General features: G+C 73.2%; 12 protein-coding genes. 6 read left to right on the top strand and 6 right to left on the bottom strand.

Annotation, left to right across the window (positions count from 1 at the left end; translation table 11 throughout):
• Nucleotides 1-32 precede the first annotated feature (32 nt).
• The 5 genes from EBN88_RS00195 to EBN88_RS00175 all read left to right on the top strand — a co-directional run bounded on the left by EBN88_RS00195 (nucleotide 33) and on the right by EBN88_RS00175 (nucleotide 4,623).
• Nucleotides 33-1,103 (top strand): choice-of-anchor M domain-containing protein, encoded by a 1,071-nt coding sequence (locus EBN88_RS00195; protein ID WP_122181694.1) that lies wholly within the window; start codon nucleotides 33-35, stop codon nucleotides 1,101-1,103.
• Entirely contained in the window at nucleotides 1,100-1,846 is a 747-nt protein-coding gene (locus EBN88_RS00190; RefSeq protein ID WP_122181693.1) for an anchored repeat-type ABC transporter ATP-binding subunit, read from the top strand. The genes EBN88_RS00195 and EBN88_RS00190 overlap by 4 nt, the downstream gene beginning before the upstream one ends.
• The gene (locus EBN88_RS00185) at nucleotides 1,846-2,742 is read left to right on the top strand and encodes an anchored repeat-type ABC transporter permease subunit (RefSeq protein ID WP_122181692.1); all 897 of its coding nucleotides are present in this window, start codon (nucleotides 1,846-1,848) and stop codon (nucleotides 2,740-2,742) included. The genes EBN88_RS00190 and EBN88_RS00185 overlap by 1 nt, the downstream gene beginning before the upstream one ends.
• 111 nt (nucleotides 2,743-2,853) lie before the next feature.
• Complete coding sequence (locus EBN88_RS00180) at nucleotides 2,854-3,507, top strand: class I SAM-dependent methyltransferase (protein ID WP_122181691.1); 654 nt, start codon at nucleotides 2,854-2,856, stop codon at nucleotides 3,505-3,507.
• Nucleotides 3,508-3,615: 108 nt separating this feature from the next.
• On the top strand, nucleotides 3,616-4,623 hold the full coding sequence (locus tag EBN88_RS00175) for an NAD(P)/FAD-dependent oxidoreductase (protein WP_122181690.1): 1,008 nt from the start codon (nucleotides 3,616-3,618) through the stop codon (nucleotides 4,621-4,623).
• Between the two features lie 279 nt (nucleotides 4,624-4,902).
• Here the strand turns inward: EBN88_RS00175 and EBN88_RS00170 are convergent, their stop codons facing one another.
• Both EBN88_RS00170 and EBN88_RS00165 read right to left on the bottom strand, forming a co-directional pair.
• Complete coding sequence (locus EBN88_RS00170; protein ID WP_122181689.1) at nucleotides 4,903-5,634, bottom strand: class I SAM-dependent methyltransferase; 732 nt, start codon at nucleotides 5,632-5,634, stop codon at nucleotides 4,903-4,905.
• A gap of 19 nt (nucleotides 5,635-5,653) precedes the next feature.
• Nucleotides 5,654-6,445, bottom strand: a complete 792-nt coding sequence (locus tag EBN88_RS00165; RefSeq protein ID WP_122181688.1) for a thioesterase II family protein — start codon at nucleotides 6,443-6,445, stop codon at nucleotides 5,654-5,656.
• A 233-nt stretch (nucleotides 6,446-6,678) separates the two neighbouring features.
• On the opposite strand from EBN88_RS00165, the gene EBN88_RS00160 reads away from it, so the two are divergent.
• The gene (locus tag EBN88_RS00160) at nucleotides 6,679-7,905 is read left to right on the top strand and encodes a cytochrome P450 (RefSeq protein WP_122181687.1); all 1,227 of its coding nucleotides are present in this window, start codon (nucleotides 6,679-6,681) and stop codon (nucleotides 7,903-7,905) included.
• Here EBN88_RS00160 and EBN88_RS00155 read toward each other — a convergent pair.
• Genes EBN88_RS00155 through EBN88_RS00140 form a run of 4 tightly spaced genes read right to left on the bottom strand, consistent with a single transcriptional unit; the run spans nucleotide 7,895 to nucleotide 23,044 of the window.
• Nucleotides 7,895-9,799 (bottom strand): Gfo/Idh/MocA family oxidoreductase, encoded by a 1,905-nt coding sequence (locus EBN88_RS00155; RefSeq protein WP_122181686.1) that lies wholly within the window; start codon nucleotides 9,797-9,799, stop codon nucleotides 7,895-7,897. The genes EBN88_RS00160 and EBN88_RS00155 overlap by 11 nt on opposite strands.
• Nucleotides 9,796-10,938 carry a saccharopine dehydrogenase NADP-binding domain-containing protein gene (locus EBN88_RS00150; RefSeq protein ID WP_122181685.1) on the bottom strand — a complete coding sequence of 381 codons (1,143 nt, stop codon included), beginning with the start codon at nucleotides 10,936-10,938 and terminating at the stop codon, nucleotides 9,796-9,798. The genes EBN88_RS00155 and EBN88_RS00150 overlap by 4 nt, the downstream gene beginning before the upstream one ends.
• Entirely contained in the window at nucleotides 10,935-16,424 is a 5,490-nt protein-coding gene (locus EBN88_RS00145; protein WP_122181684.1) for a non-ribosomal peptide synthetase, read from the bottom strand. Before EBN88_RS00145 ends, EBN88_RS00150 begins: the two co-directional genes overlap by 4 nt.
• Nucleotides 16,421-23,044 carry a non-ribosomal peptide synthetase gene (locus tag EBN88_RS00140; RefSeq protein WP_122181683.1) on the bottom strand — a complete coding sequence of 2,208 codons (6,624 nt, stop codon included), beginning with the start codon at nucleotides 23,042-23,044 and terminating at the stop codon, nucleotides 16,421-16,423. The genes EBN88_RS00145 and EBN88_RS00140 overlap by 4 nt, the downstream gene beginning before the upstream one ends.
• Between the last annotated feature and the right edge of the window lie 47 nt (nucleotides 23,045-23,091).

The following is a 23,091-nucleotide window of genomic DNA, read 5'->3' as shown; positions in this document are numbered from 1 at the left end:
CCAACCCCCCTTCCCCGCTTGAGGAATCACCCATGTCTCACCATCCCGCACCACCCGGCGCGCCCCGCCGGCACGCCAGGCCGCTGGCGGCCCTGCTCGCCGCACCCCTACTCGCCGCGCTGCTGGCGCCGGCCGCCCACGCCGCCGAGGACGACGCCGAGTACCCCGACGAGGACGCCGGCCTGGACCAGACCGTCGCCCCCGACGAGGAGAACGTCGACGGCCAGGCCATACTCGACATCGGCCATGTGGACATCGGCCCCCGCTTCGTCGACGGCGAATGGCGCGTCCAGGGCCGGGACGACTCCCAGACCCCGCCGGTCTGGCGCGCGTTGACCGACGTCGCGGTCCAGGTCGTGGACGCCGCCGTCCAACAGGCCCCGGACAGCCAGGACTTCGCCTTCCTGGACGCCGAACCCGGCAGCGAGCTGTATGTCATCCCACAGACCCAACACCCCGAAGTCGTCTGGCTGGGCTGGAACACCCAGGACCCCGAGGTCATGGAGCAGGTCAACCGGGGCGTGACGCTGACCCTGCACGGCGTCGAGGGCCCAGGCCACCTGGCGGTCTTCCTCCAGAACGGCGACCTCGGCGCGCCCGAGGTGCTGTGGGACGGCGACGAGGCCGGCCCCCAGGAGCTGTGGGTGGACCTCAACACCCACACCCACGCCAACTGGGTCTTCACCGAACCCGGCATCTACGTCGTGGACTTCGAAATCACCGCCGACCTCATCACCGGAGAGACCGTCACCGACCGCGCACCGCTACGCTTCGCCGTCGGCGAGGGGACGGAGGTGGCGGACGCGTTCGCCGCGCCCACACCCGAGGCTACGGGGACGCCGCCGGCCGCCGAGGAGCCGGCCGACACCGGGGCCGCCTCGGACGAAGACGACCAGGGCTCCTCACTCCCGGCGGTACTGCTCGTCGTCGGCGCGGCGGCCATCGCGCTGGCCGCCGCCGGGGCGACAGTCGCCGCACGCGGCCGACGGGCACGCCGCATCGCCGCCGCCTCGCACGGACAGAACGACTCGGACACCGCCGACACCTCGAACGCCTCGAACGCCTCGAACGCCGGGGACGCCTCGGGCGGGAGCGGATCATGACCGCCGCCCTGGCGGTGCGCGGGCTGAACGTGGACCTCGGCGGCCGGCGGGTGCTGCGCGACGTCGATCTGAAGGTCGAGGCCGGCGACTTCATGGGGCTGATCGGCCCCAACGGCGCCGGCAAGACCACCCTGCTCCGCGCGGTGCTCGGCCTGGTACGCCCCGCCTCCGGCACCGTCGAGATCGAGGAGGCGCCGATCGCCCGCGTCCGCCAGCGCGTCGGCTACGTTCCCCAACGCCACGAGTTCGCCTGGGACTTCCCCATCAGCGTCGCCGACGCGGTGCTCTCCGGACGAGTGCGCCGCATGGGGTGGCTGCGACGCGCCGGCGTCGCCGACTACCGGGCGGCCGGCGCGGCGCTGGCCCGCGTCGGGATGACGGAGCTGGCCGACCGCCCGGTCGGCCAGCTCTCCGGCGGCCAACGCCAACGCGTCCTGGTCGCACGGGCGTTGGCACTGCGCCCCAGCGTGCTGCTGCTCGACGAACCGTTCACCGGCCTCGACATGCCGACCCAGGAACTCCTCACCGACCTCTTCACCGAGTTGAGTGGCGAGGGCAGGGCCGTCCTGATGACCACCCACGACCTGGCCGCCGCCATGCACACCTGCGGCAAGCTCTGCCTGGTCAACCAGACCGTCATCGCCACCGGCGCCCCCGAGGCGCTGCGCGACGCGGAACTGTGGCGCACCGCCTTCGGCATCCGGGCCGGCAGCCCGCTGCTCGCCGCACTGGGGGTCAACTGATGCTCACCCCACAGGAGTTCGTGGCCGACCTCTTCAACCCGGCCCTCTCCTTCCTCCCCAAGGCCCTCTTCGTCGCCCTGCTCTCCTCGGCCGTCTGCGGCGTCATCGGCTGCTATGTGGTACTGCGCGGGATGGCGTTCATCGGGGACGCGGTGGCCCACGCCGTCTTCCCCGGCCTCGCCGTGGCCTTCGTGGTCGGGGGCAACCTGGTGCTGGGCGGCGCGGTGGCCGGGGTGCTGACGGCGGTGGCCGTCGCGGTCTTCGCCCAGAACCGGCGGCTGCGCGAGGACAGCGTCATCGGCGTCTTCTTCGTCGCCGCCTTCGCCCTGGGCATCGTCATCATCAGCCGCTCCCCCGGCTACTCGGGCTCACTCCAGCAGTTCCTCTTCGGCTCGATCACCGGCATCCCCGACGAGGACCTCGTAGTGGTCGCCGTCTCCACCGTCGCACTGCTGCTGGTCGCGTTCCTCCTCCACAAGGAGTTCGTCGCCGTCACCCTGGACCGCGAATCGGCACGGGCACTGGGCCTCCCGGTCTTCGCCCTGGACCTGGCGCTCTATGTGATGGTCTCGATCGCGGTGGTCATCTCGGTGCAGACCATCGGCAACATCCTCGTCCTCGCCCTACTGGTCACCCCCGCCGCCACCGCCCGCCTCCTCACAGACCGACTCGGCGTCATGATGTTGCTCGCCCCGCTCCTCGGCAGCGCCTCGGCCCTCATCGGGCTCTATCTGTCCTGGAGCATCGACCTGCCGACGGGCGGCACGATCGTCCTGGTCGCCACCGCGTTCTTCCTCCTCGCGTGGACGCTCGCGCCGCGCCACGGCCTGCTCGCCCGGCTGGCGCAGCGCCGCCGGCCCACGGACCTCGCACTCGTGGGGGGCGAACCGACGTGACCGCCTGGCGCGGCCTGCCGCACCTGACGTCCGGCCCGTTCCGGTCCGCTTGGGCACCGCGCTCGCGCGGACGGATCCGCCGTCCCGTCCCTGAACCTTCCCAGGAGCGACATGACACAGCAGCCGAATCTCGACCAGCCGCCAGCGGCGTTCTGGGAGGAGGTCTACCGGCCACACCGGGACAGTCCAGCCATCTGGGGCACCCGGGTCAATCCGCTCCTCAGCGAGGTGGCCGCCGGGCTGAAAGCCGGCGACGCGCTCGATCTCGGCTGCGGAGCGGGCGGTGACGCCGTATGGCTCGCGCGTCGGGGGTGGCGGGTCACGGCCGTGGACATCTCCACGACGGCGATCGAGCAACTCCGGTATTGCGCACGCGACCAAGGCCTCGACCGCCTTGTGACCGCCGAGCACCACGATCTCGCGTACAGCTTTCCCGAGGGTGAGTTCGACCTGGTCTCGGCACAGTACCTGCACACCCCCTACGCCCTACCGCGATCGGCGGTCCTGCGCACCGGAGCACACGCCCTGCGCCCCGGTGGGCGGCTGCTGATCGTGGATCACGGCTCCATCGCCCCCTGGTCCTGGAACCAGAACCCCGACGTCCAACGGCCGACCCCGGACGAGATCCACGCCGAACTCGCCTTGCCGGCATCCACCTGGACCATCGAACGTTCTGACAGGCCCCGCCGCGAGGCGAACGGCCCGGATGGGCAGACCGCCGTCGTCACCGACCATGTCCTGCTGGTGCGGCGCACAGCCCCCTGAGGCGACACGGTTCAGCGGTGTGGCCACCGCGGGCACGGAAGAAGCGGCGGCCTTGCTGGTTCAGCAAGATAATTTGAGGATCTCGCAAACTATCGTTGGAATGGACACATGGACGAACAGCCATGGGACGTGATGGTGATCGGGGGCGGCGCGGCAGGGCTGAGCGCCGCCCTGTTGCTCGGACGAGCACGACGGCGCGTGCTCGTCATCGACGCGGGCAGCCCGCGCAACCGCTTCGCCACGCACATGCACGGTGTTCTCGGCAACGAGGGGGTCGACCCGGCCGAGTTGAACGCGCGGGGCCGAGCCGAAGCCGCCGGCTACGGTGTCCAGTTCCGTGACGGCCTGGTGGACCGGCTCGACGAGACGGAGAGCGCGGTCTCAGTCACGCTGGTGGGCGGAGAAGAAACGGTGAGCCGAGCGGTGATCGTCGCCACCGGCCTCGCCGACGAACTGCCCAACCTCCCTGGCCTCGCCGACCGCTGGGGGAAAACGGTGCTGCATTGCCCCTACTGCCACGGTTGGGAGGTCCGGGACCGGCACCTCGGTGTGCTGACCACCTCACCGCTCGGAATGCACCAGGCCGAACTTATTCGCCAGTGGAGCGACAGGGTCACCGTCTTCACCGCGGGGCTCGGGCAACTGGAACCCGACGCGGAGTACCGCCTGCGATGCCGTGGCATCGACCTGGTTCCCGCAGCGGTGGTCGAGGTGTCGTCGGGCCATGCGGATTCCCTCGTACTGCGCACCGACGACGAGGCCGAGCATCCGATCGACGCGCTCTTCACCGCCGGCACCCCACGTCCCCACGACGGTTTCCTGGCACACCTGGATCTGGAGCGCACCACCACTCCCTTCGGGAGCTTCCTCGCCGTCGACCCCGCCGGCAGGACCAGCGCCGAGCGGATCTGGGCCGTGGGAAACGTCGTCAACCCGGGCGCCAACGTCCCGATGGCCGTCGGGGCCGGCGCAATGACCGGCGGGGCGGTCAACGCAGCCCTGGTCGCCCGGGACTTCGACGAGGCCGTCTCGATCAGCTCCCCTCGGGACAAGGAAGTGAGCGCGAGCCGGCCCCCGAGCGGTCAGGGCGATCGCCCAGAGGGGAACACCCCATGAGGGACATGACCACGGACACGATCACCACCTGACTGACCAACCGGACATTCGCGGCCCCGACCGTAGAGCGAGCTGTGGGGTCCTGGAACTGCGGGGGCGGCGACGTCTGTTGGATGCCGGCATCGGCGCGGCGGCGGACTCCTCGCACCGGCCCGAGCGGCCGATCCAGAGCACTCCTGGCTCCAGCAGAAGCTCCGCCAGGAGGTCGGGATGAGCGATGCTGAGCTAGCGCGGGCCACCGAGTTGATCACATCGGGCAGTGGCCGCTACGCGCTCCCTTCACCGGTGCAGGATGCCGATCTCCGGTGATCCCGGAACACCACCCGCGCTGATCATACGGCTGCTCATGCCGGCCTCCTCGGCCAGCGCCTCCAGCGTGAGGTTCTCCCACGCGTAGGTGTCGGTGGTGCTGCGAACGAGGCGGCCGTCGCGGAAGACCTTCCACGACGTGCGCCACCTCATGAGAGCGCCGGCGACGGGCTCCGCCTCCGTCCACCACTCGTAGCTCTGCTCCCCGATCGTCTCGCGCAGCATCCTGAACGGGGGAATGCTCCGGGTGCTGCCGGCCCCCATCAACTCCACGACGATGGGGGCGCCCGGCGGCAGGCGGTCACCCAACTCGCCCCAGAGGTCCGTCCGTTCGCTCCTGCTGAGGTGACCCACCACGCCGAAGATCACCACGGCGCTGAGGCGAGGCGGCAGTTCGACCCGTTGGACCGGCTCGGCCAGGATCGTGACGCGTCTCCGCAGGTCCGGGTCGCCGAAGACGCGGCTGGTGAGCATGGCCCGCATGGGCGTGGAGGGTTCGACGGCGATCAGCGAGGCGTCCGGGAGGGCCCGGGCGATCGCGGCGGTGACGCGACCGGTGCCGGCGCCGATCTCCACCACGGGGCCGTGCCCGGTGTCCACCGTGGCCAGCGCGGTGGTCAACGGCCCGGCGCTGGTGGCCACATGGCGGGCGGCGACCATCTCGTAGAACTCGGCGGACGCGGTGTAGTAGTCGGCGACCACGGTGGGGCTCTCCTTTGTCTCAGGGGGTGCTCGGCCAGGTCCTGTTCGGGCGGGGCGCCGGAAACCCCAGGTCTCGGCAGACGGTCGCGGCGACGCGCTCGCGCTGGGGCGCGAGGAAGAAGTGGCCCCCCGGGAAGACGGTCACGCTGGGCGGCGTCCGTGTCGTGGCGGCCCAGGTCCGTGCCTCGTCGGGGCCGCACTCCGGATCGTCCTCCCCGACGAACACGCTCACCGGGCAGGGCAGCGTCCTGGGTCGGGTGGGGCGGTACCGCTCGATCAACCGGTAGTCGTTGCGCACGTAACGCAGCACCGCGGCGCGGAGGTCGGGGTCGGCCAGCACCTCGCGCGGAGTGCCTCCGAGGCGCACCATGTCATCGACCAGCCCCTCGTCACTCCTGAGGTGGACGTCCCCCTCCGGGACGCGGTGCGGCGCGGGCCGCCCCGAGGCCAGGAGGCGGACAGGGGGCGGGTGCCCGATGCGAGGGAGTTCCAGGGCGACCTCGTAGGCCACCGCGCTGCCCATGCTGTGGCCGAAGAGGGCGTAGGGCCGGTCCAGGACGGGGACCAGGGCGGCGACCACCTCCCGCACCAGGTGGTCCATGGTGTCCACCAGCGCGTCGGGGAAGCGGTCCTCCCGGCCCGGGTACTGGACCGTCAGGACGTCGATCTCCTCCGGGAGAAGGCTCTGCCACGGGCGCAGCGAGGAGGCCGCGCCGCCCGCGTGCGGCAGACATACCAGGTGCAGACGCGCCCCGGGGCGGGCGAAGGGACGCCGCAACCAGGGCCCGGGGTCAACGATTTCCTGCGCCATGCGTATTCCTGTCCGTTCTTGTCTTCTCGTCCTTCCCGAGCGGTTCGGGGAACTCCCAGTATTATGAATGCCGTTGCCATCTCCAGGCAATCGAAGAATCATCGAGACGCCGTGAACTCGACGACACATCCGGCCGAGATCACCGCGAGCAACGGCATCTAATTCACTCAAGCGAACGTTCGTTATGTGCGGTGGCCTCACGGTCCGAGGCCACCGCCGGAAGGGCGGAACACATGACCGCACCCGAGGGAGACAACCCCACCCCGCCGGCGTTCCCGATGGCCCGGGACTGCCCCTTCGCCGCGCCGGCGGCCTACCGAAAGTTGCGCGAGCGGGGGCCGGTGACCCGGGTGACCCTGTCCACGGGCAGGACGGCCTGGGTGGTGACCGGGTACCACGAGGTCCGCGCGGTGTTGGCCGACCCCCGGGTCAGCGCAGACATCCGGCATCCCAACTTTCCGGCCCTGGTGGCGGGTGAGCAGGAGGTGGGCGCCAGGACGCGGCCCTTCATCCGGATGGATCCGCCCGAACACACCCAGTTCCGCCGCATGTTGCTGGCGGAGATGACCGTTCGCAAGGCGCGCCGGATGCGGCGGGACATCCAGCGGGTGGTCGACGAGCGGGTGGACGAACTCCTGGCCTTCGGCCCGCCGACCGACCTGGTCAGGAACTTCGCGCACGCCGTCTCCAGCACGGTGATGTGCGAGCTCGTCGGCGTGCGACGGACCGACCCGGCGTTCCGGCGGATCACGGGCACGCTGGGGTCGCAGGTGTTCGGGGGCGGGTCCAGCACCGCCGAGGGCGCCAGTGAGGGCATAGGGGAACTGTCCTCGGTCGTCGACGACGTGATCGCCGCACGGGTGGCCGGGCCGGGCGAGGACCTGCTGAGCCGGCTGGTCGTCGAGCAGTTGGCCACCGGACGGGTCAGCCGCGAGGAGTTGGTCACCACGCTCGCGATCCTGATCGTCGCCGGCTGGGAGACCACGACGAACCAGATCGCGCTGAGCGTGCTCGCGCTGCTGCACCAGCCCGCGCTCCTGCGGGAGTTGCGCGAGGACTACTCCCTGCTGCCCGCCGCCGTCGAGGAGTTGCTCCGGGTGCTGTCCGTGGGGGACTCGATCGCGCTGCGCACCGCGACCGAGGACATCGTCGTCGGCGGGCACACCATTCCCGCCGGCGACGGTGTCATTCCGCTCCTTGCGGCAGCAAATCATGACCCGAATGTTTTCAAGGAGCCCGAGCGTATCGATTTCCGGCGCGCCGAAAAGCAGCATGTCGCCTTCAGCCACGGCGTGCACCAGTGCGTCGGACAGAACATCGCCCGTATCGAACTCAACGTGGCTGTCGGGACTCTGCTGGATCGCGTTCCCACCCTCCGATCGACCGTCTCCCTGGAGGAGATCCGCTTCCGGCACGACGGCATCGCCTTCGGCCCCGAGCAGCTGCCCGTCACCTGGTGACGGCGCCTCGTTCCGCGCCTCGCAGCACGCCGAGGTGTGGAACGAGCGTGCGGTGCGGCGGCGGGAGGCGGTGGAGCGTGAGGCCGCTCTCGTGAGCCAGCCGCTCCAGGCTGACGGTGTACCAGTGGTACTGGTCCCGCACCTCCCGCACCAGTCGCTCACCGTCGAAGACCCGCCAGGTGGTGTCCAGCCGCATCCGTTCCTCCCCCGACGGCTCCCCGGCCATCCACCACTCGTACCGCAGCCGCCCGAGGCCGGCTCGTCGCAGACGCGTCGGCGGCATCGACACCGGGGTGGTCAGTCCCATCACCTCCACGACCATCGGCGCCCCCGGGGGCAAACGTCGCGCCAGTTCCCGCAACAGCGCCCGCCGCGAGCCCGGGTTCAGATGGCCCAGCACGCCGCAGAGCACCGCGCCGCTCAGGCGCTCGGGCAGCACCAGTTCGTGCGCGGCGTCGGGGAGCACCGTGACGCGTCGGGTGAGGTCGGCGCGTTCCGCGAGCCGGGCGGTGAGCACGGCGCGCATTCCGGCGGCCGGCTCGGTGGCGATGATCTCGCACGCCGGATAGGCGTCCGCGACCTGGCGGGTGACCAGGCCGGTGCCGGCCCCGATGTCGAGCAGGGGCCCGGCCGCCGGGTCGAGGCCGGCGAGCGCGGCCACCACGGCGGGCCCGGTGCGGGAGGTGTGTTCCGCTGCCCCCAGGTCGAAGAACTCGGCGGGACGGTCGTAGCCGGCCCCCGGGGGCGAACCGGAACCGGCCGGCGGGCCGTTGACGGGGCTGCCCGCGAAGTCCCCGGCGGCGAGCGGCGTCGGTGCCTCGGGGCGGATGAGGTCCGGCGGCCCGAGCCGTGCCATGAGGTCGCGCCAGAGTCCGAAGACCGCGAGGTCGTGACCGGCGGCGCGCAGCGGGTCGCGGCCCGCCCCGATCGCCTCAGCGAAGTCCGTGAGCGCGATGCCGAACGCCTCGGGCCACCAGGTGGAGAAGACCTCGTCGAACCGGGGCGGCGGCGCGGCGCCGTCGAGCGATTCGCTGACGGGCAGGGCCAGTTGCTCGGCGCCGGGTCCCGCCTCAAGGACCAGGCGGTGTCCCTCCTCCCTCGGTGAGTGGAGTCGTGGATGCCACAGCACCGGCCCGTGCGTGTCGGTCAGGGTGAGCACCCCGCCCTCCGTGCCGATGCTGACGCGGTGCCAGAAGAGGGCGTGGTTGTCGCGGTCGCCCGGGTGGATCTGGTGGTGCACCCGGAGCGTCAACGGGGCGCCCGCGACGGTGCCGTGCAGGAGCCTCAGCGGCGCCCGGCCGTCGGCCGCCGCGGCGACCTCCTCCGGCACCGGCGCCGGGTCGCCCAGCCGCCAGGGCCGCAGACCACCCAGCGCCCGGCCCAGGACGTCCACCAGTGGGGCCAGCACGTGCACGGGCGAGGCCGCGTCCACGAACAGCACCCGCTGCCGCGCCCGCAGACCGGCGGCGGCCCGCAGGAACCGCTGGACGGAGGCCACGTGGGGATAGTGCGTGTTGACGCGGAACTGACGGCCCACGGTGCGGGCCAGCCGCAGCGAGTCAGCCAACTCGTCGGGATGCAGGGGGTGTTCCTGGAGGACGTGCACCCCGCGCCGGAGCAGTGCCTGGCCCAGCTCCGTGCCGGCGCCGCCCATGACGGCCGAGGGCACCACCACGCAGGCGGCGTCCACGGTGTCGGGGACCTCGTCGACCCCGACGTGGCAGGGCACGCCCAGCCGTTCGGCCAGTTCCCGGGACCCCGCCCCGCCCTGGGAGAGCACGCCGACGAGTGTGAACGCCGGATGGGCGCGGACCGCGTCGACATAGAACCGGCCGAAGTTGGTGCCGGCCACGATGGTGCGCAGCGGCCTGTCGGGGCCGGCGGCGGTCGTCACAGGGCACCGTCCTCGAAGGCGCCCACCGACGGGACGTCCTGGCCGGTGCTGGCCGCGAAGACGGCGAACTCGGCGGCGCCCACCCGTTCCAGGGCGGCCACCACCCGGGCGGGATCGAGCGCTTCCGCCGCGAAGTGGAGTCCGGGGGCGACCCGGCCCGCCAGCACCTCCCGGACGGCGACCGCGGCCACGGCGCCGGTGAGCCGATAGCTGTCGTCGGCGCGGACCACGGCGGTACGGGTCCATCCGGGGCCGGACAGCTCCACGACGAGCCGGTAGTAGGGGGTACGGCCGGCCAGGTCGATCTCGCCGGCCCTGATGATCCGGTCGACGACCTCCTGCCGCCGCTCGTCGGTGTCGGTCGGCAGGGTGGGCAACGTGGTGAACAGGGCGCGGACCCGGGCCCCCGGGAAGACGTTGTACCAGCGGGCCTCGGTCAACCCCAGGGCGGCGGCGAGCCGTTGGACCTCGGCGGTCAACAGCGGGTGGGTCGCCACGCGTCCGGGGAAGAACGGGACCTCGGCGTCCTCCTCGGCCCGCAGCGCCCTGACCTCCCTGCGGCCACCGCGCCACATCGCCAGCGGGTGCCCGTAGGGCTCACCGTCGGGGCCGCCGGTCCGCAGGGAGAGCAGGATGTCGGCGGCGACGGTGCGGGTCGCCCGTTCCAGGCCGCCGGCGTGGACCGTCAGCGCGGTGGGGCCGCTCGTCCCGGGCGCGCGGGACTGGGCGAGGTGGCGTGGCACCAGGCCGGAGAGGCCGGGAACGGTGCCCGCCGAGAGGACCACCGTGCGCCCGTCGGCTGGCGCGCCGACGCGCGCGAGGGCTTCGGCGACCGGGTCGTCGCCGAGAACGTCCACGTAGTCGGCGCCGGCGGCCAGCGCGGCCCGCGCCACCTTCTCCTTCAGGAGGTAGCTGGGGCCCGCGCAGTTGAGGACGACGCGCTGTCCCCGGCAGAAGGCCGCGAGCGAGGCCCGGTCGGTGGCGTCCACGGCGACGGTCTCCACGTCACGCCAGGAGGCGTCGACGGTGACGGCCTCGGGGTGCCGGGCCCCGAGACGCAGCGGATAGGGCCCGCCGCGCGCCAGGGTCTCGACCGCGTGCCGGCCGACCTCACCGGACGCGCCCAGAACGGCGATCATGACGTCATCTCCCCGATCCCCTCGATCAGTTCACTCAGGTGGCTGAAGACGGTGGGCACGTTGTCGCCGGTCATGCAGGTGAAGTGCTCCCCGGGGATGTCGCGGGTGCGCAGCTCGCCCAGGCAGATCCTCGCCCAGTGGTCGGTGACGGTGTCGGCGCTGCCGGGGAACGGGTAGGCGCCGTTGTGCCGCAGGAAGGTGATGTCCCCGGCGTAGGGCTCGGCGCGGTGCCGGCTGAGCGCGAACGTGGACTGCTGGTAGGTGCGCAGTGCGCGGAGCAGCCCCTCGGGCTGGTAGGTGTCGGCCAGTTCGGGCGGCAGCGCCTCGACCATCCTCGCCACGCGGGCCATCCGGGGCAGGGACTCCATGGCGGCGAACGCCTCCCCGATGTCGGCGTACGCGCCGTCGAGCGAGGCGACCGCCCCGTCGGAGACCGCGTCGGGGGAACGTTCCAGGACGGCGCCGACGGCCGCGCCCACCCGGTCCTGGTCGGCGGGGAAGCCGATGTGGGCGAGGTCCATGCCCATCATCAGGGCGAAGGAGTACTCCGACAGCAGTTCGTCGTCGATCCGGAAGGTCGGGCTGTGGCTGCTGATCACCGTGAGGGTCCGCACCTCGGCCCCGGACTCCGCCAGCACCCGGGCGACCTCGGTGGCGATCACCCCGCCGACGCAGTAGCCGACGATGTCGAACCGGTCATGGCCGGCGTCCCTCAGGGCCCTGGCGTAGCGGGCGGCGAGCCGGTCGATCAGCCCGGTGGCATCGGCGTTCAGGAACGCCTCGAGCTCCGGGATCTCCAGTCCCACCAGGGCGTTGTCCCCGGTCAGGGCGGCGCGGAGGCGGGTGATCAGTGGGCGGTAGGGCAGCAGCGTGCCCGTTCCGGCGTGCACCAGCACGGTGGCGGGCCCCGGCGCCTCCCGCAGCGGGACGACGGGCGTCGCCTCAACAGGCCGACCCCCGTCCTCGCCCGTGCCGACCTCTCGCAGATAGGCGGCGAGTCCGGCGACGGTCGGCCGACGCAGCAGGTGGCGCAGGACAACCTCCCACTCAAGGTCCCACTCACCGTTCTCCACGCCCGCCAGACCGTCCCTGAGCCGGCCGACGATCCGGGCCACCAGTAGGGAGTCGCCGCCGAGCGCGAAGAGGTCGTCGTCACGGCCGACGCTCTCGTGGCCCAGCAGTTCCGACCACAGGGCGGCGAGTGCGCGTTCCAGGTCGTCGCGGGGCTGCTGGGCGCCCGGGGCACTCGTGCCCTGTTCCGGTGTCTCGGCCCAGCGTTCCAACAGGGCGCGGTCGACCTTGCCGTTGGCGGTGCGGGGCAGTTCGTCGAGGACCTGCCACCGGCCGGGCACGGCGTACTCCGGCAGCCTCTCCTGGGCGTGGGCGATCAGCGACGCCGGGGTGACCGGCGCGCGGTCCGGCTTGGGCCGCGCGAAGTAGAGCCGCTGCCCGAACGCCTCGGCCACCGGTCCCGGGGCGGGGAAGGCGGCGACGGCCTGGCCCGCGTCCTCGCTCAGCAGCGCGGTCCACTGCTCGGCGCTCAGGAACGTCCGTTCCTCTTCCTCGCGCAGGTCGGCGAACGGCCCCGCGTGCTCGGGCAGGAACTCGGTGGAGACGCGCACCGCCGGGTCGTCGTCGTCCGTGTTCTGTGCCAGGACGAGCCAGCCCCCGGGGGCCACCAGGGTCCGGAGCCGGCGCAGGGCGGCCGGCACGTCGCTGAGATTGTCCAGGACGCCGACGCACACCAGCACGTCGACGGAGTTGGGCGTGAAGCCCTGGGCGCGCGGGTCGAGCTCGGGGTCGAAGGCGACGGTCCGCACGCGCGGGTCGTCGGCGAATCGGCGCTCTACCTCGGCGCGTTCCCGTGCGGAGGGGTCGGTGGCCAGGTACTCGACGGCGGCGGGGCCCGTTCCGTCGAGGGCGGCCAGCACGTCGCCGACGGCGCCGCCGCCCCTGAGCCCGACCTCCAGGACGCGCGCCGGCTCCGGGCCGGAGCGGCGGACGAGGTCGGCGACCCCGGTGGCCAACACCCGGTGGAGGGCGCGGGCGGGGGCGTTGGCGCGGTAGGCGGCGGCCAGCGCGTCGGAGGACGCACCCGAGAACGGGAGTTCGTCGGCCTCGTGACGGCCGGTCAGCAGTCTGGGGAGCGCGCGCGCCGCGTCGCGCACGGTGGCGAACAGGTCCGCGCTCCAACCGGTCTCCCGCTCCAGGGCGGCGGCCCGCTCCCACCGCTCGGTGGTGTCCGCCTCGTCCGGCACCCGCAGGTCGAGGTAGCCGCCCTCGGGGGCCTCGGTGAGCCATCCGGCGGCGACCAACCCGCGCAGCCACCTTCGCACCAGGCGCCGGTGCGCGGGCAGGACCTCCAACGTCGCGCAGATCCGGTCGGCGTCGAGCGGTCCTTCCGCCGTGGCGAAGGCGCGCGCGAGGGCCCGGGCCATGGCGTGGCGCGCGGCCTCCGCCAACGCGTCGCGGAACACGGCGAGTCGGTCGGTGTCGATCTCGGCCAGCGCCTCCGCCATGGCGTGGTCCACGGTCCGGCGCCACTCCGGGGGCGTGGGCCGGGCCAAGGCCAGGCGCGCCGGCTCGACGAAGCCGGCCAGGGCGCGCGAGGCCGCGCTGGCGGCGTCACCCCGGCCGCCGGCGACGACCACGGCGGCGGCGCCGACCGTGGGCAGGTCCTCGACGACGGACTGGATCTCCCCCAGCTCGATCCGGTACCCACGGATCTTGACCTGCTGGTCGTTCCGGCCCAGGAACTCGATCGTGCCGTCGGTGTGGTAGCGGCCCAGGTCACCGGTGCGGTAGAGCCGGTCGCCGGTCACCGGGTGGCGAACGAAGCGTTCGGCGGTCCGCTGGGCGTCCCCGAGGTAGCCCAGGGCCAGCCCGACGCCGCCGATGTACAGCTCTCCCGGCACCAGGTCGGGGCAGGGGCGCATCAGGTGGTCCACCACGTGGAAGGTCTGGTTGGCCAGCGGCCTGCCATAGGGGATGCTGGGTCGTTCGGCGTCCTCCGGGGCGATGGCGTGGTGGATGGACCAGATGGATGCCTCCGTCGCCCCGCCCAGGCTGTGGATCTCCGCCGACGGCGCCCAACGGGCGGCGGCCGCCGGCAGCCTGGGCGGTATCCAGTCGCCGGAGAGGAGGGCCAGCCGCAGTGAGGGCAGCGGCGGGTCGTCGGCCCGCAGGTAGTCGTGGAGCATCTGGAACTGGCCGGGAACGGAGTTCCAGACGGTGACGTCCCGGGCCCGCACGATCTCGGCCCAGTGGGAGGGGTCGCCCCTGCGCTCGGGGGCGGGCAGGACCGTCGCGGCCCCCACGGCGAACGGGCCGAAGAGGTCGTAGACGGACAGGTCGAAGCCGAGCTGGGCGAGCGCGAGGACCCGGTCGTCGGGAGTGAGCGCGAAGCGGTGGTTGATGTCGGCGATCGTGTTCAGCGCGGCGGCGTGGCTGATCATCACGCCCTTGGGGGCGCCGGTGGAGCCGGACGTGTAGATCACGTAGGCCAGGTCGTCCGGTGCGGTCCCCGGGTCCTCGGGGGGAGTTGAGGAGGGCGGACAGGAGTCCACCGGGATCACCGGTGGGCCCTCCGGTCGGTCGTGTCCGACGTCGAGCCAGGACTGGGTGAGTTGGGCCGCGGCCTTCGCGTCGGTGAGGACGGCCTCCCGGCGCAGCCTGGGCTGGTTGGTGTCCACCGGCAGGTAGGCGCCGCCGGCCAGCAGGACGCCGAGCACCGCGACCGGCTGTTCCCACCCCTTGTCCAGGCAGAGGGCGACGGTGTCGCCCGGGCCGACCCCGGCGACACGGAGCGCCCTGGCAACGCCCTGGGCGTGCTCGACCAGTTCGCGGTAGGTCAGCGAGCGGTCGTGGGCGATCACGGCGACCCGATCCGGGTTGTGCCGCGCGGTCTCCAGCACGCCGTCCTGAAGGCGGGCCCGGTGCGCCGGGACGGCCGTGTCGTTGACCCGCTCGCGCACCGCCCGGGTCGTCTCGGGGAGTTCGACGCGGGCCGGGGCCTCCCAGGCGGCCGGGTCGTCGGCGAGGGCGGTGACCAGCGCGGTGAACGCCTCGAACATGTCCTCGGCCGTGCTGCCGGCGAGGACGCCCAGCCGCACGTCCCAGCTGAGGGCGAGCCGGTCGCCGCGCTCCATCACCTGGCAGTCCAGCCACACCTGGGGCGTCTGGGTCCTGGCGTAGCGGACCTCGCCCTCCGGCCGCCTGGTCGTGGCCGAGCCGAGGGTGCTGGTGAAGACGACCGGCATCAGCAGCGGCCCCGATGCGCCGCTGGCCCGGCTCAGTTCGTTGAGCACCTGGCTGCCGGTGAACAGGCCGTGGGAGAGGTCCTCCAGCAGGGTCGCGCTCAGGGCACGCGCGCGCTCGGCGAAGCCGCTCTCCTCGCTCAGGTCCACGGCGAGCAGTTCGACCGCGGTGAAGTCGCCCACCAGTTGGTCGACCTGCTCGTGCAGCGGGAGGCGGGTGAAGGTGGGCACGTTCAGCGTGAAGCGCGGGCCGCCGCTCCAGCGGCCGACGACCTCGGCGTAGGCGGCGAGGACAGCGGCGGAGACGGTCAGCCCGTGGGCGGCGGCGTGGTCGGCGAACGCCCGCGCCCGGTCGGGGTCGAGCACCGCCTCGAAGCGGGTGAACGGGCCGGGCCGTTCGGCGCCCTGCGCGAGGGGCAGTTCGGGGGCGTTGGGCAGCTCGGGCAGCCGGTCCAGCCAGTAGGCGCGGTGGCGGTCGTACTCCGACGTCAGGCTCTGTTGCCGCCGCGTGAGCACGTAGTCGCGGAAGCCGACCTCCAGCGGGCGCAGCGGCCTGCCGTGGTAGACGTCCTCCAACTCGGCGAGCACCAGCAGCAGGCTGGCGTAGTCGACGATCAGCTGGTCCATGGAGAGGTGGAGGAGCAGAGCCTCGTCGGAGTGGGTGAAGCGCACGGCGAACAGGGGCGGCTCGTCGGTGGGCGGCACCCGGGTGGCCAGTTCCTCCCGCACCTCGGCGATCCGCCGTTCCACCTCGTCGGCCGGTGCGCCGCGCAGGTCGCGCCGCTCGACGGGCACCTCGGGGAGTTCGGGCAGCACCTCCTGGGAACCGTCGGGACGCACGAGGGCGCGAAGCATGTCGTGACGGCGGACGACGGCCCACCACGCCTCGTTCAGGCGCTCCGGGTCCGTCCGCGCCGGGTACGCCATTTCGAGGTAGACGTGACAGGCCACTCCCCCGTAGCCGTAGGCCTCGCCGCGCCCCACCAGGTAGGCGGCCTGGATGTCGGTGAGCGGGAAGGGCGCGTGGGCCGAGGCGCGGTCGGGGACGATGCGGGCCGCGCCGGCCCGGGCGGCCAGATGGGCCAGGACCTCGTCCCGGTGGGCGCGGAGCAGGTCCCGCCGCTCCTCGGTCAGCGCCCCCCGTGGGGCACGGAAGCGGAGCTGGCCGTCCTCCGTCCAGAGCCGGATGCCGTCCTTCTCCAGGTCGGAGACGATCTGCTGGGCCTTCATATGATTCCGCTCTCTTCCGGGATGTGCGTCGGCTGACAGCTCTCGACCCGGGCGGCCAGGTCGGCGAGGGTGGCGGCGGCGAGGAAGGCGCGAACGGAAACGTCCACGCCCAGGGAGGTGTTGACGGCGGCGACCAGCCGCAGCGCGCTGAGGCTGTCGCCGCCCTCGGCGAAGAAGTTGGCGTACCGGTCGGTGACCTGGCGCCCGAGCGTCTCGGACCACAGGGACGCGATCCGCTTCTCGACGTCGGTGCGCGGCGGGCCGGACGCTCCCGCGGCGGCGGTCGCCTCCGCAGCCAGCGCGACGCGGTCGGGCCGGCCGTCCGTCGTCAGGGGCAGGCGGTCCAGGAGGTCGACGTGGGTGGGCACCGCGTGGGGCGGCAGGAGGTCGCCGAGGTGGCGCGACAGGTCGCCGGTCTCGACGGGGGCGTCACCGGCGGGGACGACCCAGGCGTGCGGGCGACGCCCGCGCTGCTCCCCGAGGGGGACCACCACGGCGTGGCCGACGGCGGGGTGGGCCTCCAACGCGGCCTCGACCTCGTCGAGTTCGACCGGTCGCCCGGCGACGGTCACCCGACGCCTAGGGCCGCCTCGCACCTCAAGCGTCCCGTCGGGACGGAACCGGCCGCGTGCCCCGGTGCGGTACCAGCGCTGCTCCTCGTGGGTCCGCGGTGCCGGCGGCCGGTCGTGGCCGGCCTCGTCCACCTCGACGGGAGCCCCGACACCGCCGAGGAGCACCTCGCCCACGACCCACTCCGGGCAGTCGCCGCCCAGGGCGTCCACCACGCGATGGAGGTGGCCGGCCAGCGGGGTCCCGCGCGGAAACGCCGAGTCCGGGCCGGGTTCGCCGTCGGTGGCGAGCAGGCTGGTCCATCCGGCGGCGCCGGGGACGGTGCCCAGGGGGACCAACCGGCAGTGGGCGCCCACCCGTTCGCCGAGCAGTGCGGGCAGACCCGACGGCACGCGGTCACCGGAGACCAGCGCCAGACGGAGCCGGCCGAGGACGGTGTCGGGGGCGTCGGGGCTGCCGCCCAGCAGGGCGCCGAGCTGCCAGGGGGTGCCGTTCCAGACGGTGACCTGGTGCCGTGCGACCAGCCGCCGCCAGGCCCCGGGGTCGGCGCGCTCCTCCGCGCCCGGCAACACCAGCGTGGCCCCGGTGCCCAGCAGGCCGAAGACGTCGAACAGGGCCGGGTGGCTGTCGAGTCCGTGCAGGGCGAGCCCCCGGTCGTTCCGGTCGAGGCCGAGGCGGTCGCGCAGTGCGGCGAGCGGTGCCAGCGCGGCGCGGTGGCTGTGCCGCACGGCCCGCGCGGGCGAGGTCCCTTCGCCTCCGGACAGGACGCACAGGGCGGGCGCGTCGGGATCCTTCACGTCGCGGGGCGGCGGGGTGTCGTTGCCGGCCAGCAGCTCCGCCAGCGTGACGGTCGGCCACGCGCCCTCCTGTTGAGGGGAGTCGGCGATCGCCAGCGCGACGCCGGCGGCCAGCAAGCGGGCCCGCCGGACGTCGGGGGGCGTGTCCGGGGCGCAGGCGGCGAAGGCCGCTCCGGCCCGCAGCACCCCGAGCGCAGCCGTCACCTGCTCCTGGCCGGCGGCCAGTGCCAGCGCCACGGTGTCTCCTGGGCCGATGCCCCGGGCGGCGAGGGCCGCCGCGACGCGCAGGGCCCGGCCGGCCACCGCCCCGTGGGTCAGTGATGCGCCGGGAAGGACCAGCGCCGTGCGGGCCGGGTCAGCCACGGCCTGCCGGAAGAAGGCGGCGTGCAACGTCTCGCCGGGCCCGGAGGCCGTGAACGCGGTGAGTTCCCGGCGGCGCGGGCGCTGTCGCTCGGGCAGCACGACGGGGAGTGGGCCGGCCCACTCCCCGTCGTCCACCAGTCGATCGAGGAGCCGACAGTAGGTGTCGAACATGGCGTCGAGGGTTCCGGGGAGGAAGAGTTCCTCAACGGCGTCCCAGCTGACGACGATGCCGCCGGCCGCCTCGGTGACCTGGTTGTCCAGCATCACCTGCGGGGTCTGGGAGATGCCGTACACCTTGGCGGGGAAGGACTCGGAGAGATCCTTCGCCTCCCGCTCGCCTACCCCGACCGAACTGCTGAAGACCACCGGCATCGCGGCCTCGACGGTCCCCGTGCGCCGCGCGAGTTCCTGCATCAGCCAGATCGCCGACTCCTCGCGGTGGTCGAGGTCCTCGGCCATCGTGCGCTGGAGGCGGTGGGCGGCGGTCAGCCAGTCCTCGCCGGGGGCGGGGCGGTGCCCGATGAGGGAGACGGAGGTGAAGTCGCCGACCACGCGGTGGATGTGGGGGTGGACCGGCAGCCTGTTGAAGAGCGTCAGGTTGACCGTCACCCCGGTCCGGTCGCTCCACACGGCCAGCACCTCGACGTAGCAGAGCAACAGCACCACCGACGGTGTCAGTTGGTGCCGGGCCGCGCGCTCGCGCAGCCGCTCCCAGCGGTCGGCGGCGAGCGGGCGGGCGCGGCGGGTGAAGCGCGGGTGGGCGAGCGTCGAGGGATCCTTGGCCAACGGCAGCGCGGGCGCCGGGGGAAGGTGCTCCAGCCGGTCGAGCCAGTAGGCGCGGGCGCGTCGCACCGCTTCGGCGTCGGGGACCACCTGAAGGACGTAGTCCCGGAAGGAGACGTCGATGGGCGGCAGGGGCGCGTTTGGGTCGCGGTAGAGGGCGTCGAGTTCGCCGTAGAGCAGGATGATCGACGCGCCGTCGAGGGCGATGTAGTCCAGACCGATCGCCAGGCGCGTGCGGATTCGTCCCTCACGCGGGTAGCGCACCGCCCTGAGGTCGAACAGGGGCCATCGGGTGGGGTCCAGACGACGGTGCGACGACTCCTCGCGCAGGCGCGCGAGTTCGGCCTCGGCTGCCTCCTCCGAGGTGACGCTGGTGACCGCGATCGGATGGTCGGGCACGGTCGGCAGGATGCGCTGCCGACCGTCCTCGTCGAAGACGGCACGCAGCATCTCGTGGCGCTGGACGAGCCTGCGCCAGGCCCGTTCCATCCGGTGCGGATCGACGTCCACGCCGTCGAACTCGCTGTAGTGGTAGGTCCCCACGCCGCCCAGCGGCAGGCGGTCGTCGCGTCCGATCCAGAAGGCGCGCTGGACGTCCGTGGGCGGGAACGGCTCGTGCCGCCGCTCCGGGTCGCCCTGGGCCAGCACCTCCTCCGGAGCCGTCTGGCGGGTGAGGCCGGCGGCGAACTCCGCCAGGCGCGGCCGGGAGAACAGCCGGGCGACGCCGGCCCCGCCCACCCCGGCCCGGCGCAGCGCGACGATCACCCGGGTGGCGAGGAGCGAGTCGCCGCCCAGGGCGAAGAACGAGTCCTCGCGCGCGATGTCCGCGACGCCCAGTACGTGCGACCACACGCGTGCGACGACGGTCTCGGCCCATCCGGAGGGGGCGGCGCCGGCCCTCACGGCCCGTTCTCCGTCGGCGAGTTCCGCCGCTCGGGCCCGGTCGGGCTTGCCGTTGCGGGTCAGCGGCAGCGTCTCCACGACGGTCACCTGGCTGGGCACCATGTACGCGGGAAGGTGGGCACGCAGGTGGCACAGCACGTCCTCGCGGGCGGCACGTCCGGCGACGACGAGCACCAGCCGCGCTGGGTCACCGGTGACCAGCGCCACCGCCGCGTGGACATCGGGGTGACCGACGGCGGCGGCCTCCACCTCGCCGAGTTCGATGCGATAGCCGCGTAGCTTGACCTGGTGGTCGGCCCGACCGAGGAACTCCAGGACCCCGTCGGCGCGATAGCGCGCCCGATCCCCGGTCCGGTACCAACGGTGCCCGGCGTGGTGAACGAATCGCTCGGCGGTACGACGGGGGTCGCCCCGGTAGCCGGCCGCCAGGCCGGTGCCGGAGATCCACAGCTCTCCCGGCACCCAGTCCGGGCAGTCCCGTCCACGAGCGTCCACCACGCGAGCGCGCATGTTCGGCAGGGGAACGCCCCACGGGACGGAGGACCAGCCGGGGTCCACCTCGTCCACCTCGAAGACCGTGGAGTGCACGGCCGCCTCGGTCATGCCGCCGAGCGCGACCGTCCGTGCCCCCGGCACCAGTGCGCGCAGCCGCCCCGGCTGGTCCAGGCCCACCCAGTCCCCGCCCAGGAGCACCAGCCGCAGCGAGTTGCCCAGCTCAGTGCCGGCCTCCGCCGCCGTCAGGAGCATCTCCAGCAGCGCGGGCACGCAGTTGACGACGGTGACGCCCGCCTCGCGCACCAGCGTGGCCCAGTGCGGGGCGTCGCGTTGGGCCTCCTCGCCGACCAGGACGACGGAACCTCCTGCGGACAGCGGGCCGAAGATGTCGTAGACGGACATGTCGAAGTCCAACTCGGCCAGCGCCAGTCCACGGTCGTCGGGACCGACCCTGAACCGTGCGTTGATCGCTCCCAGCGTGTTCATGGCGGCCCGGTGGGAGACCTCCACGCCCTTGGGCACCCCGGTGGAGCCCGAGGTGAACAGCACGTAGGCGAGGGAGTCCGCCGGCTGGTCGAGAGCCGGCTCGGCGGGGACCAACCGCCCAGCCTGTTCGACCGGCAGCACGGCGAGCGCCTCGCCGGCGACGCGGCGCCACCGTTCCCGGTGCCGCTCGTCCGTGAGGACGGCGGTCGCCTCTGCGGCCCCCAGGACCAGCGCGGCCCGGTGCTCGGGCTGTCCGACACCGACGGGGACATAGGTGGCGCCGGCCCCGAGGACCCCCAGGACGGCGGCGACCTGCGCCGCGCCCCTGGGGAGACTGACAACCACCGGGTCGCCGGGGCGCACCCCCTGGGCCAGCAGCAGGGCCGAGATCTGGCCGGCCCAACGGGCCAGGCAGTGGTAGGTGCGGGGCCGGCCCGACTCGTCGATCAGGGCCACCCGTTCCGGGTGTTCGGCGGCGGTGCGGTGGAAGCCCTCGTGGAGGCGCGTGTCGGCGATCGGGGCAGCCGTGTCGTTGACCCGTTCCCGCACCCGCCGCTGGGCGGCGGGGAGTTGCGGGCCCACGGGCCGACCCCAGCTCTCCTCGTCGTTCAACAGGCCGTCGAGCAGCGCCACACAGGCGTCGAAGGCGGCCTGGACCGTGCCGGGCGCGAAGACCTGTTCGCGCACGTCCCAGTTGAGCAGGAGTCCCCCGGCCAGTTCGGTGACCTGGGCGTCCAGCCAGACCTGCGGCCCCTGGGAGATGATCCAGGACGGCTCGCCGAAGGTCTCCCGCACCGGACGGTCGTAGACCTCGCCGAGGCCGAGGGCGCTGGTGTAGACGACCGGCGCGAGAACGGGGGCACCACCGCCCGCTCGTGCCATGTCCCGCAGCACCTCGACGCCGGAGTAGGCCCCGTGCGCGATGGCGGCGCGCAGCCGGGACTGGACGTCCTTCGCCTGCGCGGCGAACGGGCGCGCGGCGCTCAGGTCGACCTCCAGCAGGATCGAGCTGCTGAAGTCGCCCACCAGCAGTTCGGCGTCCGGGGTCGCCGAATCGCGGTGGAAGAGCGGGAGGTTGAGAAAGAACCGTGGTTCGGCGCTCCAGGCGGCCATCACCTCGGCGAAGGCCGTGGCGAGCACGGCGGTGGGGGTCAGCCCATGCCGGCGAGCCGCCGCGTACAGGCGCGCCGTGTGGTCCGCGTCGAGCCGATGGTGCAGGCGCATGGTGTGGCGGAAGCGCTCAGCGGCGGACTCCGGGCTCAGCGGGTCCACCACGGCGGGCAGTGCCGGCGGCGCGCTGATGTCGGACAGCCGCGCCGCCCACCAGGCGCGGGCCTCCTCCCGTTCCTTCGCCCGCTCCTCCTGGGCGCGCCGCAGGTAGGCGCCGTAGCCGGTGGTGAGGGTGGGCAGTTCGGCCGCCGGGTCGACGTAGAGCCGCTGGAGGTCCGCCAGCAGGATCCTCATGCTGGCGGCGTCCGCGGCGACCATGTCCAGGTCGAGGTGCAACCGGGTGGCACCGCCCGGGAGTAGCGAGAGAGCGACGTCGAAGACCTCCCCGTTCTCCACGTCCATGCGGCGGTGGGTGAGACGGTCGCGCGTCTCGGCCAGGAACGTCTCCACCTCCTCGGCCGGGCGGCGGCGGAGGTCGTGCACGGTGACGGCCGGCTCGATCCGGCGGTCCAGAACGCGCTGGTGACCGTCGTCCAGCACGGTCACGCGCAGCATCTCGTGGCGCCGGCGCAGCTGAGTGACCGCGTCGGCGAGACGCTCCGGCTCCACGCCGCTCCCGTCCAGTTCGGCGTAGAAGTGGGCGCCGACACCGCCGAGCGGCTGCTCGTCCCTGCGCCCGATCCAGTAGGCGTGCTGCATGAGCCCCAGTGGGAACGACGGTTGGGACTCGACGTCGCCCGTCGCGGGCCGGGCCCGACCGTCCTCCTGCTCCGCGCGGGGTGCGTCCGGAGGCTGAGGCCCGATGGCCGCGTTGAGGAGACCCGTCCAGTCGCTGACCGTGGGCGCCTCCGCCAACTGCTCGAAGTTGACGGCGAATCCGCGTCGACGCCACTCGGCGGTCAGCCGGATGAGGCCGAGGGAGTCCAGCCCCAGTTCGAACAGGTCGTCCCCGGGGCCGATGTCGTCCACCGACACCTCAAGCAGTGCGGCGACCGTCGCGAGGACCTCGGGTCCGTCCGTTGTCGCACGTCGGGTTCCAGTTGCGTCGGTCACGGGTGCGGAGCGCCTCCTTCGCGGGCGGCGAGTCGAGGCCTGTCCCG

Source organism: Streptomyces triticirhizae (assembly GCF_003696235.1).
Classification (GTDB): domain Bacteria; phylum Actinomycetota; class Actinomycetes; order Streptomycetales; family Streptomycetaceae; genus Streptomyces; species Streptomyces triticirhizae.
Note: the sequence above shows the minus strand (reverse complement) of the source record. Positions and strands in the feature narration are given on the sequence as shown.

Bases quoted from the DNA above. Each gene is read 5' to 3' on its own strand.
- EBN88_RS00145 (WP_122181684.1), bottom strand. From the start codon at position 16,424: ATGAAGGCCCAGCAGATCGTCTCCGACCTGGAGAAGGACGGCATCCGG.
- EBN88_RS00165 (WP_122181688.1), bottom strand. From the start codon at position 6,445: ATGGCGCAGGAAATCGTTGACCCCGGGCCCTGGTTGCGGCGTCCCTTC.
- EBN88_RS00185 (WP_122181692.1), top strand. From the start codon at position 1,846: ATGCTCACCCCACAGGAGTTCGTGGCCGACCTCTTCAACCCGGCCCTC.
- EBN88_RS00195 (WP_122181694.1), top strand. From the start codon at position 33: ATGTCTCACCATCCCGCACCACCCGGCGCGCCCCGCCGGCACGCCAGG.
- EBN88_RS00150 (WP_122181685.1), bottom strand. From the start codon at position 10,938: ATGATCGCCGTTCTGGGCGCGTCCGGTGAGGTCGGCCGGCACGCGGTC.
- EBN88_RS00190 (WP_122181693.1), top strand. From the start codon at position 1,100: ATGACCGCCGCCCTGGCGGTGCGCGGGCTGAACGTGGACCTCGGCGGC.
- EBN88_RS00175 (WP_122181690.1), top strand. From the start codon at position 3,616: ATGGACGAACAGCCATGGGACGTGATGGTGATCGGGGGCGGCGCGGCA.
- EBN88_RS00180 (WP_122181691.1), top strand. From the start codon at position 2,854: ATGACACAGCAGCCGAATCTCGACCAGCCGCCAGCGGCGTTCTGGGAG.
- EBN88_RS00160 (WP_122181687.1), top strand. From the start codon at position 6,679: ATGACCGCACCCGAGGGAGACAACCCCACCCCGCCGGCGTTCCCGATG.